General features: G+C 58.7%; 11 protein-coding genes. 10 read left to right on the top strand and 1 reads right to left on the bottom strand.

Annotation, left to right across the window (positions count from 1 at the left end):
* Positions 1-5 precede the first annotated feature (5 nt).
* The 6 genes from QP400_RS03430 (at position 6) to QP400_RS03405 (ending at position 7760) form a co-directional block, all read left to right on the top strand.
* Complete coding sequence (locus QP400_RS03430; RefSeq protein WP_004808410.1) at positions 6-1238, top strand: sugar ABC transporter substrate-binding protein; 1233 nt, start codon at positions 6-8, stop codon at positions 1236-1238.
* Positions 1239-1292: 54 nt separating this feature from the next.
* Positions 1293-2390 (top strand): carbohydrate ABC transporter permease, encoded by a 1098-nt coding sequence (locus QP400_RS03425; RefSeq protein ID WP_004808408.1) that lies wholly within the window; start codon positions 1293-1295, stop codon positions 2388-2390.
* Positions 2391-3263, top strand: a complete 873-nt coding sequence (locus tag QP400_RS03420; protein WP_285462530.1) for a carbohydrate ABC transporter permease — start codon at positions 2391-2393, stop codon at positions 3261-3263.
* Between the two features lie 257 nt (positions 3264-3520).
* On the top strand, positions 3521-5056 hold the full coding sequence (locus QP400_RS03415; RefSeq protein WP_285444889.1) for a DUF3152 domain-containing protein: 1536 nt from the start codon (positions 3521-3523) through the stop codon (positions 5054-5056).
* Between the two features lie 2 nt (positions 5057-5058).
* A complete protein-coding gene (locus QP400_RS03410; RefSeq protein ID WP_004808398.1) occupies positions 5059-6669 on the top strand; it encodes a cytochrome ubiquinol oxidase subunit I in 1611 nt (536 codons plus the stop codon).
* Positions 6666-7760 carry a cytochrome d ubiquinol oxidase subunit II gene (locus QP400_RS03405; RefSeq protein WP_004808396.1) on the top strand — a complete coding sequence of 365 codons (1095 nt, stop codon included), beginning with the start codon at positions 6666-6668 and terminating at the stop codon, positions 7758-7760. Before QP400_RS03410 ends, QP400_RS03405 begins: the two co-directional genes overlap by 4 nt.
* A 75-nt stretch (positions 7761-7835) precedes the next feature.
* On the opposite strand, the gene QP400_RS03400 is transcribed toward QP400_RS03405, so the two are convergent.
* The gene (locus QP400_RS03400; protein WP_004808394.1) at positions 7836-8078 is read right to left on the bottom strand and encodes a hypothetical protein; all 243 of its coding nucleotides are present in this window, start codon (positions 8076-8078) and stop codon (positions 7836-7838) included.
* Positions 8079-8256: 178 nt separating this feature from the next.
* Here QP400_RS03400 and QP400_RS03395 point away from each other — a divergent pair, with 178 nt between their 5' ends.
* The 4 genes from QP400_RS03395 to QP400_RS03380 all read left to right on the top strand — a co-directional run bounded on the left by QP400_RS03395 (position 8257) and on the right by QP400_RS03380 (position 13435).
* On the top strand, positions 8257-9621 hold the full coding sequence (locus QP400_RS03395) for an APC family permease (RefSeq protein ID WP_004808391.1): 1365 nt from the start codon (positions 8257-8259) through the stop codon (positions 9619-9621).
* 23 nt (positions 9622-9644) lie between these two features.
* Positions 9645-11231, top strand: coding sequence for an amidohydrolase (locus QP400_RS03390; protein ID WP_004808389.1), 1587 nt, complete (start codon positions 9645-9647; stop codon positions 11229-11231).
* A gap of 106 nt (positions 11232-11337) precedes the next feature.
* On the top strand, positions 11338-12051 hold the full coding sequence (locus QP400_RS03385; protein WP_004808386.1) for a DUF308 domain-containing protein: 714 nt from the start codon (positions 11338-11340) through the stop codon (positions 12049-12051).
* A gap of 136 nt (positions 12052-12187) precedes the next feature.
* Entirely contained in the window at positions 12188-13435 is a 1248-nt protein-coding gene (locus QP400_RS03380; RefSeq protein WP_004808384.1) for a DUF308 domain-containing protein, read from the top strand.
* Positions 13436-13568 lie beyond the last annotated feature (133 nt).

Below are 13568 nucleotides of genomic sequence, written 5' to 3'. Positions count from 1 at the left end.
CAGCAATGGGGAAGAAAAAGATCACGGCAGCTATGGCGCTGCTCGCTACCTCTGCGCTAACGCTGAGCGCGTGCGGATCCGGTTTCGATGACGATAACGCCTCCGGCAGCGACAGCAAAGGTGACGGCAAACTGTCCGTTCTAATTGCGGCCTCCGGAGACGCCGAAGCCAAATCCGTCAAAGACACCATCGCCAAGTGGGCGGACAAGAATGGGGTCGACACCAAGGTTGACGTCGCCTCCGACCTAGTTCAACAGTTGGCCCAAGGCTTTGCAGGCGGCAACCCACCAGACCTGTTTTATACCAGCGCTGACCAGTTCCAGGGCTACGCCGAATCCGGGTACCTGCAAGCCTACGGCGACGATTTGAAGAACAAAGACGACTTCTACCCCAGCCTGCGCGACGCTTTCACCCACGACGGCAAGTTCTACTGCGCCCCCAAAGATTTTTCGACTTTGGCACTAATTATCAATACTGCCGAATGGGAGAAAGCCGGTTTGACCGACGCTGACTACCCGAAGGATTGGGACCAGCTAAAGACTGTTGCCGCCAAACTAACCAAGGGCGACCGGCCCGGCCTTACTATGAGCCCCGAGTACCAGCGCATGGGTGCCTTTCTGGCCCAGGCGGGTGGTGGCCTCGAAAAGGACGGCAAGGCAATCGCTTCCGCACAAGGCAATAAGAAGGCGTTACAATACCTGTCTGACCTGGCTAAAGAGGGCTCTTTGAAACTATCTAACCAGCTCGGCTCTGGTTGGGGCGGCGAAGCCTTCGGCAAGGGCCAGGCAGCCATGGTAGTTGAAGGAAACTGGGTCGAGGGCGCCCTCAAGAACGATTATCCGGATCTGAAATACAAGGTAGTCGAACTACCTGCCGGCCCGGCCGGTAAGGCCACCCTTCAGTTCACCAACTGCTGGGGCCTGGCAGCAGATTCGAAGGACAAGGCGGACGCTAAGAAGTTGGCCGAATACCTGACCGAGGCAGAACAACAAAACACCTTCGCGAAAGACTTCGGAGTAATGCCTTCCGTGAAGTCCGCCGCCGAAGCGTGGAAGAAGGCCAACCCGGCACTAGCCGCCTTCCTGGACGGAGCCGACTACGCGCAGAACGTGCCAACCGCCAAGGGAGCCACCGACGTGTTGGACGAGCTGAACTCCAAGCTGGAACAGTTACCCAACTTCGACATTGAAACAACACTCGAACAGACCCAAAAGGACATGGCAGCAGTCCTAAAGTAACGCTGCGGGTGGGGGCGTCGGAGCCCCCACCTCTACAGGCTTAGAGAGGCAATGATGGCAACGAAGCACTCCAGCCGCACGACGGGCCAAAATCTGGCCGGCTGGCTATTCTTGAGCCCCGTCATTTTGATTCTGGGATTGTTCTTATTCGTCCCAGTACTAATGGCAGCATGGGTATCCGTTTCCGACTGGGGAGGGCGAGGTTCACCCTTCAGCAGCAACGTTTCCTTCGTAGGCGCAAACAACTACGCCTCAATCCTTACCGACGGCGGACTGCCCACCCGCGACTTTGGCACCGCGCTCCGCAACAACGTCTACTACGTACTGCTGGTAGTGCCGCTACAAACCATCGTGTCACTAATACTGGCCGTCTTTGTGAACCAGCGAATCTTGAAAGCAAAAAGCTTCTTCCGCACCGCCTTCTACTTCCCCTCCGTGACCTCCTCGGTAGCCATCACCGTACTGTGGTTATTCGTTTTCTCCTACACCGGCCCAGTCAACAAAGTACTGAGCTGGCTAGGAATACACGGGCCAAACTGGTTCCAAGATCCACGCGGCATCGTCCACCTTGCGCTATCCGGCCTCGGGGTAAATAAGGTAAGCGCCCTAGCCGACCACAACCTGCTAGGCATAAGTTTGTGGGACTGGCTTTCGGGCCCCTCCGTCGCAATGACCGCGTTCATTCTGATGGCCGTGTTCACCACCTCGGGCACCTTCATGCTCCTGTTCATTGCCGCGCTACAGGCCATCGGCAACGAGACCGAAGAAGCCGGAATGATGGACGGAGCCGGAGCCCTCCAACGCTTCCGGTACATAACCGTGCCGATGCTAAAACCCACCGTGTTCACCGTGCTCACACTAGGTTTAATCGGGTGCTGGCAAGTCTTCGACCAGATTTATACGGGCACCCAAGGAGGGCCCGCAAAAACCACCCTCACCCCCGCCTACCTATCCTTCAACTCCGCGTTCAACAACCAACAGTGGGGACAAGGGGCCGCAATCGCGTTCATCCTGTTCTTCATCATCGTAGCCTTCACGCTGCTACAGCGATTAATGCTCCGGGACAAAGACGAGGTTCGCCCACGCAAACGGAAAGCGCGAAGGCAGCAAGTCGCCCTCGCCAACGCCACAAGCGCGAAAGAAGGTAAGTAAATGAGCACCGGTATTGTCAAGCCAAACGCTAAGACGGTGGGCGGGTTTGCAGGCCTGAAAGCACGCCACCTGCCCTTCTACCTGGTAGTGATCGCGCTTGCGATAGTGTACATTTCGCCGTTTTTGATCCAGATTTTTACCTCATTCAAGACCGAACCTGATGCCGCCGCTAACCCGCTAGCACTACCGCAGCAGTGGACCACGGCAGCGTATGAGCGCCTCTTCGTCCACTCGGATTTTCCGTTATGGATCCGCAACTCCCTCATAGTTACCCTTCTAGTAACTGCAGGTAGAGTCCTATTTGATTGCATGGCCGGGTATGCCCTAGCACGCATTCCCTTCCGAGGGCGGACGCTCATGTATTCAATCCTGGTTGCCGTCATGTCCGTTCCCGCCGTCGTACTACTAATCCCGAAGTTCCTGGTAATCAAACAGCTGGGCATCTACGATTCCTTCGCGGGCATGATCCCGCCCCTTTTGGCAGACGCGACGGGCGTATTCATTATGACCGGATTCTTCGCCTCAATTCCCAAATCGATTGAGGAGCAAGCCCGCATCGACGGAGCCGGGACACTGCGAACCTTCTGGTCTATCGTGATGCCGATGGCACGGCCCGCCGTAGTCACCATCATCATCCTGTCCTTCCAAGGATCGTGGAACGAACTGAATCACTTCATCGTCTCTACCCAAGATTCGCGACTGACAACCCTGACCAAAGGGGTCGCGCAGCTGGCCTCCGGGCAACTATCGCAGGGCTCGCAATACCCGCTGAAACTGTCTGCCGCGCTGCTCATGACCATCCCTGTCGCAATCTTGTTCTTCACCTTCCAAAAGCAGATCATGAACTCCACCGCTGGCGCAGTCAAAGAATAGGCAGGCTCGTTGCGCGAGCGGCCGCTCGCGAACGTCTTGTGCCCTATTCTGGCTGGACTTGGAAAAACGAACTACTCGCAGCACGTTTTAGACGCATTCGCGTATCACATTTTTGCTGGTTCGACCCGGTTTAGCATGCGATGTTGTAGCATTTTGGTGATCGCGGCTTCATTTGTCGCTGATTGCAGCGTGGTTTCTGACGGCGACTGGCAGCCACGTCTGCACTATTTCCCGTAGGTCCCTTGGAGCCTTGAAGAATGAATGAAGATTCACCCCGTGATGGTGTCGGGCGTGCTAATGACGCGCAGCAGTCCGCTCACCGCGAGTTCCCTTCGCGTTCCTCTAGGCGTAGGCGAGCGGCGCACCCGCACCTGCATCACCGCGCCGGCCAGCAGCCGGGAGCTTCCCGAAATTCCTCCGCGCCCCTAAGCGAGCAAGCCGAGAAGTCCGAGGCTACTGATTCACTACAGCCGCGCCGATCCTTGCGGTCCAGGGCTGCTTCTTTGTCGCGCCCTACCCTGCGCCCCACCCAGGCCAGTAGAGCGGCTTCTCGCCCTCACTGGTATGGCACAGCCGACCCGCGGGTTAAGGATCTATCTCCGGCGCAGAAAGCCCGCATCCGCAATCCCCGCCTATCAATGCGCGACCATGACGACGCCTACGATGCCACTTCGCCAACCACTACTCTGACGCACATGCCCGCCATTAAGCCGATCACGGGTGCAACGCCGATTATTTCTACCAAGCGTTCTAATTCCAGCCCGGCTACTTCTTCCGAGGGCGACCCCGCCCCTTCGCGGGCCTCTCGCGCCGGGTCTAGCCCGGCAGTTGCTAGCGCACCGGCAGCCGCGAAGCAGGATCAGGATGATACTGGGGCGAAGGCTGCGCCACCCGCCGTGGCAGCGACTGCTGCGGCTTCTTCCAGCACGCCAGTTGAAAAGCCGGCCGAGAAGGTGGCTGGCGATGCTGGCTCGTCTGCAGAATTGAAGCGGCAGGAATCCCGCTGGTGGCTGGGTGCTTCAATCGTTGTTTGTCTACTAGCACTGATCGCGGGCGTTGTCTTTGGGTTCTTCAAGCTGGCGAAGCCGAACACGGAGGCGCAGGTGCTGCCTTCGGATAAGACCACGTCAGCTTCCGCTTCAGAAACGCCCTCGCCCTCGCCCTCGCCCTCGCCCTCGCCTGAGCCCACCCCGATCCCAACCGTGCGCACCACCGAGGTGCCTTCCGGGCTGAAGGGCACCTACACTCCGCCCGCGTCGACCGGACGAATGATCGCTATACCCGGCCAGAAGGCGGCACCCGAGGGCGACGGCCAGCAAATTGCCTACGACCTGTCCTACGAGCAGGGCATGCCCATAGACCCGAATGTCTTTGCCAACTCGGTGCACTCGACGTTGAACGACAACCGTTCCTGGCCCGCCCAGGGCATGCGCTTTGTGCGCACTGACTACCAACCGCAAGTGTCGTTGCGCCTGGTCAGCCCCAACACAATTAAGAAGGAGTGCGCTGGCACTGTTGATGACGGTTTCGCCTCGTGCCTGGTTGGCAACAGGGTGCTGCTGAATTCGGATCGCTGGTTCACTTCGGCTAAACCCTGGGATCAGGCCGGTGGCGGCCAGGACGAATACCGTGCCTACCTGCTGAACTACTTCGTCGGTCTAGCTACTGGAAAGAAGCAGGTTGATTGTAAGAAATCGGGCGAGGTAGCGAACGTGATGCAGTCGCAGACCTACGAACTGAATGGGTGCAAGCCTAACGGCTGGGTCAACCCCGACGCCAAGAAAGGCCAGTAATAATGGTATTTGACCTGTTAGCGCAGGGTGTCACCATACCGCAGGGGCTGCTGCAAAGCGCGGGGGACGGGATTGCCCCTGACAAGGGAGGCCTGGACCCTCTGACGTTGGCGCGTTGGCAGTTCACGATCACCACCATCTACCACTACGTGATCGTGCCTATTTCGATCGGGCTGTCGCTCTTCCTGGCGATTGCCCAGACAATGTGGTTGCGCACTAAGCAACGCTACTGGTGGTCTGCCGTGCGCTTTTTTGGACCGATCTTCTTCGTCACATTCGCGGTGGGCGTTGCTACTGGCCTGGTCCAAGAGTTCCAGTTCGGCATGAACTGGTCGGAGTATTCCCGCTTCGTCGGCGACGTGTTCGGAACCCCGCTCGCGCTGGAGTCCTTCTTCGCATTCTTTGCCGAGTCCGTCCTACTAGGCCTGTGGATCTTCGGCTACGGCGCCCTCTCTCCCCGCCTCCACACGGCCACGATCTGGGGCGTCACCATCGCCGCCCACCTTTCCGCCTGCTTCATTATTGGCGCGAACTCTTGGATGCAACACCCCGTCGGAGCCGTCTTTGACGCCACCACCGGCCGCGCCGCATTGCACGGCTGGGCGGGATTCTTCGCGATTATCACGAACTGGACCCTGTGGACCGCCATCTTGCACGTGTGCGTTTCCTCCTGGATCGTTGCGGCCGCCCTCATTGGCGGCATCTCCTGGTGGTGGATGATCAAGGCCCGCCGCCTCAGCAACGCCCGCGCCACGCACGCCACTGCCCACCCCTCCCCCGAGCAGGATGCTCGCACTCAGGCCGCAGCTAGCGCTTCTAAAACCTGGCGTCCCCTAGTGCGATTCGCTTCTTGGGCGATCATTGCCTCCTCGGTACTGACCCTTCTGACGGGCCACCTGCAGGGCATCCAGATGGCCACCGAGCAACCCATGAAGCTAGCCGCCGGTGAAGCCTACTGCAAGCCCGTCGAGGGCGGCGCCCCCTTAGCGCTGTTCGCCTTCGGCTCTGATTGCAGCAACATCAAGACCTACGGTTCTATTCCGGGAGGTCTTTCGTTCCTGGCCACCGGCAGTTTCGATGGTAAAGTCCTGGCGGTGTCCGAGGTTGAAAAATCCTACCAGGACTACTTCAGCAAGGCGGGGGCGGAACGTGGCCGCACCGAGTCCTACCATCCGCCCTTCATGCTGACCTTCTGGTCGTTCCGCATCATGGTGCTTCTGCAGCTGCTCGTGCCCGCCCTGGCAGTGGGTGCCCTGATTGCCACCCGTGGTGGCCGAGTGCCGAAACGGGGACGCTGGTGGGGGCTCGTCCTCTTGCCACTGCCGTCGCTGGCCGCGGTCGCGGGTTGGGTGTACACGGAAGTGGGCCGCCAACCGTGGATCGTTCACCCGAATTTCGAGGGTGGTAAGACAGACCTTTATCTGCTCACCAATCAGGGCCTGTCGCAGGTGGGAGTATCGGGTACCCAGCTACTGGTTTCTCTTATTCTTTCGACCCTGTTGTACTTGGTGCTTGCCCTGGTGTGGGGCGCGCTCGTGGCCAAGAAGGTGCGGGCCGGCCTGCCCAAACCCAGAAAGTGTCAGGGCCAAGCTAGGGAGTTGTCCTTCGAATGATCACCACCTTGCAGTTCATCTGGTATTTCCTTGCTTGCGCCCTAATGGCGACTACCCTGGCGTTGGTTGGCCTGGATTTAGGTACGGGCATCGTGCTCGGACTGGTAGGCAAGAATGGGGACGAACGTGCCCTGCTTGTGCGCACTATTTCACCGCATTGGGGTGGCCACGAGGTCTGGCTGATCAGCTTCGTCTCAGCTCTGTTTGCCGCGTTTCCCGAATGGTATTCCTCGCTGCTGTCGGGCCTGCAAACCTACTTTTTGCTGCTGATTTTCGCCCTGGTACTGCGCGTGGTCACCATCGAGTGGCGAGGCCAGGTATCGGCGCGGATCGGCTCCCTACTGGATTGGGTGCACACCGCCTGCTCACTGGTGATCGTTTTCTGCTTCGCAATCATTTTTGCCTCCCAGTTGCGCGGCCTTCCGGTGGAGGTCATCAACCCGCGCGCCGGCGCCATAGCCGACCCTTCCATGGTCGATCCGAACGGCCCCGCAAACCCGGATTTGGCCGCTTACGTCCACTCGGTCACCGGCTCGCCCTGGGCCGCGATAAACCTATTTTCGCTGCTGGGGGCCGTCGCCCTAATAGTGTACTTGGCGTACGTGGGTGCGGTGTGGGCGCTGCAGCGCATCACGTTTGAATGCGAACCGCAAGAGCGCGCCTTCGCCCTGCGCAGCCTGCTTGCTCCCTTCGCCGGCCTCCCCCTGCTCGCCTGGGCTGTGTGGGGCCAGCTTGCCTACGGCTGCTCCGCCCTCGGGTGGGTGCTTATCATTCTTCTAGCCGGGGCATTGGCGTTGCAGTTCGTCTTCCGAGGCCGCATCCTGGCCCTGCACGTTTCCCTTGCTACGGCACCGCTCGCCCTGGTTACGGCGTGGGTGTACGTTGCCGCCTACCCGGTGCTGCTGCCTTCTACAGTGAACAAGGCTTACGATCTTTCGATCAATCAGGCCGCTTCTTCGGGGCCTGCGTTGGCAGTGCTGGTGGGGGCCGCCGCCCTCGGCATTCCGTTGGCTGGCGCACTTACCTGGTTCTCGCACCGCACTTTGGGTTCGCGCGTTGATTTTACGGCCATAGCCACGCCCTTCGAATAGGCCGAGGGCGGCCGTTGCGCCCCTAATGGCCTGGCCGGATCCTCGACGCCCCGCCCGGTCAGGCGGCCTTTCTATTTAGCGGCGTTCCTCGTATGGGCTTTGGGATTGCTTCTCTTGCGGCCCGCGGGGCAGGTCCTTGCCCTTGCCAAATTTCCACACGCAGACCGCGGTGGTTGCGGTAGCCGCCATGAGTGCCGCAATCAGCACTCTAGCTTTCAAGGCGAACATGCCCTGCCCCATGGCAATCGACATGACCACCCAGTAGAGCACGAAGTCGAGCGCAAAGAATCCGACGGTAAAAATGATCGCGTTTTTCACTCCTCGAGTCTAACTTTGACCCCCTCACATAGCAGCCAAGCAGCTGTTTCATGCGGAAGGCAACCCCACGCACTCACCAATAAAAAGTAAACGGTTTCCCAAGTAATGAAATACGTAGAGACTTAAGTCCCACCTCTGTGTTATGTTGCGGACCACAACAACGTACAAGGGGGTACGTATGGAAATACGTGGAGGACCAGAACGCCAAACTAGAATCATTCCGGCCGAAGCACAGGCAATGAATCGTGTGCTCGGCCTTCCTTCTGTGATCGCCTACGGGCTGGCATCAATGGGGCTGCTGGCAGTATTCACGATCTACGGCACAGGGGTAAAACTTAGCGACGGCCACTTGCCCGCCGCCTACATAATCGCTTTGGCAGCAATGTTGCTGACCGCTCACTCTTACGCACGCATGGCCTGGGCTGTTCCCAAATCCGGTTCCGCATACGTGTATTCGCGCCTGTCATTCGGCCCGTACGTGGGCTTCTTCATCGGGTGGACCATGCTGCTCGGATACATCTTCTTGCCCATGGTCAATTTCCTACTGACCGGGCTGTACCTGAACACCCTTTTCACTTCGATCCCACCGTGGATCTTCACCCTGACATCAATCATCCTGGTCGGCATCTTGTCCATCGTGGGGGTTACCTGGGTGGGAAAACTAAACATTGCGCTTGCCGTCGCGGGCACCGCCATCGTAGTCGTCTTCGCAGTCCTAGCTTTTACCCACGCGCAGCATCTGAGCGCCGAATCGCTCATCGCTCCGATTACGCCCGAGGCCGGCTCCCTGGGAACCGTAATGGCCGCCGCCGCAGTCCTCTCTTTCGCCTTCTTAGGCTTTGACGGGGTATCCAACCTGGCCGAAGAAACAAAGAAGCCGCGCCAAAACATCCCGCGTGCCATCATGCTCTCTACCCTGATCATCGGGATCTTGTTCTTCACAGTCGCGTGGGCCGGCTCGCAGCTGTACCCGAACTGGCGGGAGCTAACGAACCTGGATGCTGCAGGAACTGAAATGATGCAAAAGATCGGCGGGCCAATCCTGGCAACGGTCTTCCTGGCCATCTACGTTTTTGGCACCACCCTGTGCGGCACCGCCGCGCAGATGTCTGTATCCCGCGTGCTGTACACGATGGGGCGTGACGGCGTTCTGCCCTCATTCCTGTCCCGCCTTCACCCCCGCTTCAAGACCCCTTACGTGGCGGCGCTGCTAGTGTCCGCCCTGTCCCTGCTCGCCCTCGTGTTGACGCTTGACCAGTCGGTTTACATGATCAACTTTGGCGCCCTGGTGGCTTTCGCGGCCGTGAATCTGGCCGCCTTCAAATACTTTTGGATCGACCAGAAAAAGCGGGGCCTGCGCGCCCTCTTTTCTTTTCTTTTGGCCCCACTGGCAGGCTTCGCTTTTATCGCCTACCTGTGGAGCTCGCTGGAATGGTTCAGCTACCTGGTCGGGGCCATCTGGGTCGTCCTTGGCCTGGGCATTTTGGCCTTCCAAACCCGGGGATTCACCAAGACTCCCCCACCCCTAAACATCGACGCGTAATCACCTAACGGAACGGAAAAACAATGGACCTAATCATCACCGCAAACACCATTCACACCATGTCGGATGCTCCGGATACACCCCAGGCGTTAGGGATTACTGCCGGGCACATCGAAAAGGTGGGCTCGCTTGCCGAGGCCGATTCCTGGCAGGCCGACCACCGCGTCGACTACCAGGATGCCACCATCACTCCCGGCCTGACCGACGCGCACATTCACCCCATCTGGGGTCAGCACATCGCGCGCGGCACCTACTTGGGGAAGGCGAAGGATAGCGCCGAAGCTGCCAGTCTCCTCTTCGAAGCGGCAGGCGAAGTAGCGGAGGGCGAATGGGTATTTGCCTGGGGGCTTGAGCAGTCTGCTTTTGGCGAGGGCGCGCCCTCGGGTGCCGCTTTTACTGACGCCTTCCCAGACAATCCCGTCTTCGTGATGCTCTTCGATGGGCACGCCGCCGTGGCCAATGCCAAGGCGTTAGAGGCGGCAAATATTCGCGGCGCTGAAGAGCTGGCTGGGCCAGGACAGATCATTGTGGATCAGGATGGAAAACCAACCGGATTCTTGCGGGAAGCATCCGCCATCGACCGTCTAAAGGAAGCGGCCCCGCCACTCACCTTGCAGCAGAAGGTGAAGGACACTTTAGAGACTTTCCAGCAGATGGCGGCGAGCGGCCTTACTGGCGGCGAGATGTTGGATTTCGACGACCCGGAGTCCCTAGACGTGCTAGAGGCGATCGAAGCCCAGGGGGACTTACCTATCCGCTTGCGCATCGCCCCCTGGATTTTGGCGGGGCACCCCGCCGAGCGAGTCCAGCAGGTGCTCGATCTACAAGGCAAGGCGGGCCGGCGCTATCAGGTGCGCGGAGCCAAGATGATGATCGACGGCACGATCGACAATGGCTCCGGCTGGCTGGCTGAGCCCGACACGAAAGGGGAAGGCACCAGCTCCTCTTGGGCCAACCCGCACGATTACGTGCAGTTACTGCGCACTTTCGACGCGGCCGGGGTGCCGACCTCTACCCATGCCATTGGCGATCGCGGCATCGAGTTCGTCATCGACGCGATCCGTTCCCTGGGGCGAACTAAGGTGGTCCACCGAATCGAGCACATCGAGGAAATTACCGACGAGGGCGTTCGCGCCCTTGCTGAGTCCGGCATTTCCGCATCCATGCAGCCCACCCATTGCACTCATTTCCTAGATCCGGATGGGGCCGACGCGTGGTCACGCAGGCTAGGACCGGAGAGGGCGAAGCTGGCGTTCCGACTAAAGGACGTCTACAAGGCCGCCGACCATTTAGCGCTGGGTTCGGACTGGCCTATTGCGGGTTCTGACCCCCGCGAGATCATGGCGGATGCCATCTCGCGCCAGCACACCAAGGACCCGAATAGCAGGCCGATCAGCCCAGATCAGGCGCTCACCAACTTGCAGGCGTTGCAGTGCTACACGCGTGAAGTGGCGGCCTCTACTGGCGCGAGTGGCGGGGTTATAGAACCGGGGGCGTTGGCCGACCTGACGGTCTTTGCCGCAGATCCGCTGCAGCTACCCGCGAAAGAGCTTGCCGAGGTACAGATCGTGGCTACCTACCTAGATGGCGTGCAGGTACACCATGGCTAACATGCCAGGCCAACAGGCCCCTTATCTGTTAAGGCGTTACCTATTTCACAGTACATTTTAGGTGATACATGTCTAAATAATTATTTAGCAGAAGGAAGACAAGCAAATGTCTAGCCCATTCCAGTCCTCACCAGACGCCAATGCGGACAAGAACAATAGCGGCGGCACTGGCAACCAGCAGCAGGGTTCCAGCCCCTTCCAAAATCCAGGTAGCCAGGGGCAGGGCTACCCGCAAAACGCGCCCCAAGGGTATGGCCAGCAGGGATACTCCAACCAGGGGCAGGGCTACTACCAGAGCTCACCCCAGGGATACGGGCAGCCACAATCGGGCTACTACCAAGCCCCGCAGCAAGGAGGGCCGATCTACCCTGGCCAGCAAAATCGGCAGCCAGAAGTAAAGAAAGAACGCAACAACATTGGCATTGCCGGCATCGCGGTTGCGGTAATCGGCATAATCCTGGCATTCTTCAAGCCCACCCTGCCCATCGCCTGGCTGTGCGTCCTTGTAGCGTTGATCTTGACTGTTGCCGGATTTATCGTCAAGGGCAAGGAGCGGAAGACCGCGATCGGCGCCGCTGTTGCAACACTCTTGCTGATAATTGCCACGATCGCGATGACCTCTATCGCGGCATTCAAAATGTTCGACCCCGACAAGATGAACTGGACCTACACCCAGAACATCAACGGCACACACAAGGAATACACCCACTACCCCAACGGCAAGACTCACATCAAGGAGTACACCGACGGCTCGGACGGTGACGTCAAGGAATACGACGAGGGTGGAGACGAGGACCAGGACGATGACGGCAGCTTTTAGGGCACACCCATAGCCCACCTGCACAATCGTTCCGGATACTACAGGTTCCTTATTTGTTGTGGCGTTATCCACCTCACAGTAAATTGCGAATTAATACACCCCAAAATGTTTAAATCAGAGAAGAAAGCACAGGCCAATGTCGAGCCCATTTACACCACCCTCTGGCCCTAATAAGGACCAGGATAAATCCGCACGCACAAATCCTGGTGCGGCAGGATCCCAACCAGAAAAACCTGAAACTAAGCCGGGCAAGCCGCAGGCCCAGTCAGGCAATTCCCGGCCCCAGTCGGGCAGGCCCGAAGGCAATACTCCCTGGTCGCGGAGCGGCACATCCGCTGACCAGACTTCCCCCGCATTCCAAGCTCCGGTAAGTCAGCCTCACAATAGCCGGCCGCAGCCGGACCATAACCAGCAGTTTACGCAGGGCAACCAGGGCCAGCAGCAACAGGGTCCCCAAGGTTCGCAGGGCGGAATGGGGCCTTACACGGGCGCCAACTACAACCCGTACCAGAGACAAGGCACAACTCAGACTGGTAAGAAAGACCTAAACTATGTCGGCATCGCCGGCATCGCAGTTGCCGTAATCGGTATCATCCTGGCATTCTTCAAGCCCACTATTATCGCTGCCTGGCTCTGCATCCTGATCGCGTTGGCCCTGGTGGTCGCCGGATTCATCGTGAAGAATAAGGAACGCAAGACCGTCATTGGCGCTCTTGTCCTAACGGGCATTCTTGGTCTTACCGCCATATTCACAACCGGGAAGGCACTGATGGACGCGGGCTTGGCGTCGATCTCTTACCGCCCTCACAATGACACGCATTACTCTGAAAAAGCCGATCCCTCCCAAAAAGCTGACGAGGATTCTTCTGACGATGCTGTGCCCTCGAAAGAGGACGGTAAGGACGATGCTGACCAGGACAAGAAATCGGCTTCTAAGAGCGTGGGCACTAGGGCCAACCCGTACAAGCTTGGCCAGGACGTCGAAACCACAGAGTGGGTTATCAAGATAAATTCCTTCAAGCGAAACGCAGATAAAGAAGTCCTCGCTGCGAACAGATTCAACGAGCCACCAGCAGACGGTAACGAATACGCCATTGCGAATGTCACCGCGAAATATAAGGGATCAGCTGACCCGCAGCACCCCGATGAGGCCGGTATACCCAGCCTGCTGCGAGTGACTTTCGTTGCCGAGGACGGGAAGAGCTACAACCGCACTAGCCACGTCATTGTGTACGACTCCACGAGAAACGGCTCCGGAGAGCTCTACGAGGGCGGTACTGCAACATTCAATGAGGTTATTGAGGTGCCCAAGGGCGCCAAGGGCGTAATAACCATGCGGCCTTCCTACGATGAAGACCCCGTCTTCATCAAAGTGCAGAAATAGCCTTTAGCGTTGCGGACTACGGCAACCGGTAGCGACCTCCGCAGGCAATGTGCGGAGGTCGCAGCGTCTTTACAGCAAGTTGCCGGCACCTGAGGGGTACATGTTTGCCGTATCGCAGACACGAAGCCTGGGC

It is taken from the genome of Winkia sp. UMB3158, assembly GCF_030217145.1.
GTDB classification, from domain to species: Bacteria; Actinomycetota; Actinomycetes; order Actinomycetales; family Actinomycetaceae; genus Winkia; species Winkia anitrata.
The sequence above is the reverse complement of the archived record's forward strand: the minus strand, read 5'-3'. Positions and strand labels throughout refer to the sequence as shown.

Bases quoted from the DNA above. Each gene is read 5' to 3' on its own strand.
- QP400_RS03405 (WP_004808396.1), top strand. From the start codon at position 6,666: ATGATCACCACCTTGCAGTTCATCTGGTATTTCCTTGCTTGCGCCCTA.
- QP400_RS03410 (WP_004808398.1), top strand. From the start codon at position 5,059: ATGGTATTTGACCTGTTAGCGCAGGGTGTCACCATACCGCAGGGGCTG.
- QP400_RS03390 (WP_004808389.1), top strand. From the start codon at position 9,645: ATGGACCTAATCATCACCGCAAACACCATTCACACCATGTCGGATGCT.
- QP400_RS03420 (WP_285462530.1), top strand. From the start codon at position 2,391: ATGAGCACCGGTATTGTCAAGCCAAACGCTAAGACGGTGGGCGGGTTT.
- QP400_RS03380 (WP_004808384.1), top strand. From the start codon at position 12,188: ATGTCGAGCCCATTTACACCACCCTCTGGCCCTAATAAGGACCAGGAT.
- QP400_RS03415 (WP_285444889.1), top strand. From the start codon at position 3,521: ATGAATGAAGATTCACCCCGTGATGGTGTCGGGCGTGCTAATGACGCG.
- QP400_RS03385 (WP_004808386.1), top strand. From the start codon at position 11,338: ATGTCTAGCCCATTCCAGTCCTCACCAGACGCCAATGCGGACAAGAAC.
- QP400_RS03425 (WP_004808408.1), top strand. From the start codon at position 1,293: ATGGCAACGAAGCACTCCAGCCGCACGACGGGCCAAAATCTGGCCGGC.
- QP400_RS03430 (WP_004808410.1), top strand. From the start codon at position 6: ATGGGGAAGAAAAAGATCACGGCAGCTATGGCGCTGCTCGCTACCTCT.
- QP400_RS03395 (WP_004808391.1), top strand. From the start codon at position 8,257: ATGGAAATACGTGGAGGACCAGAACGCCAAACTAGAATCATTCCGGCC.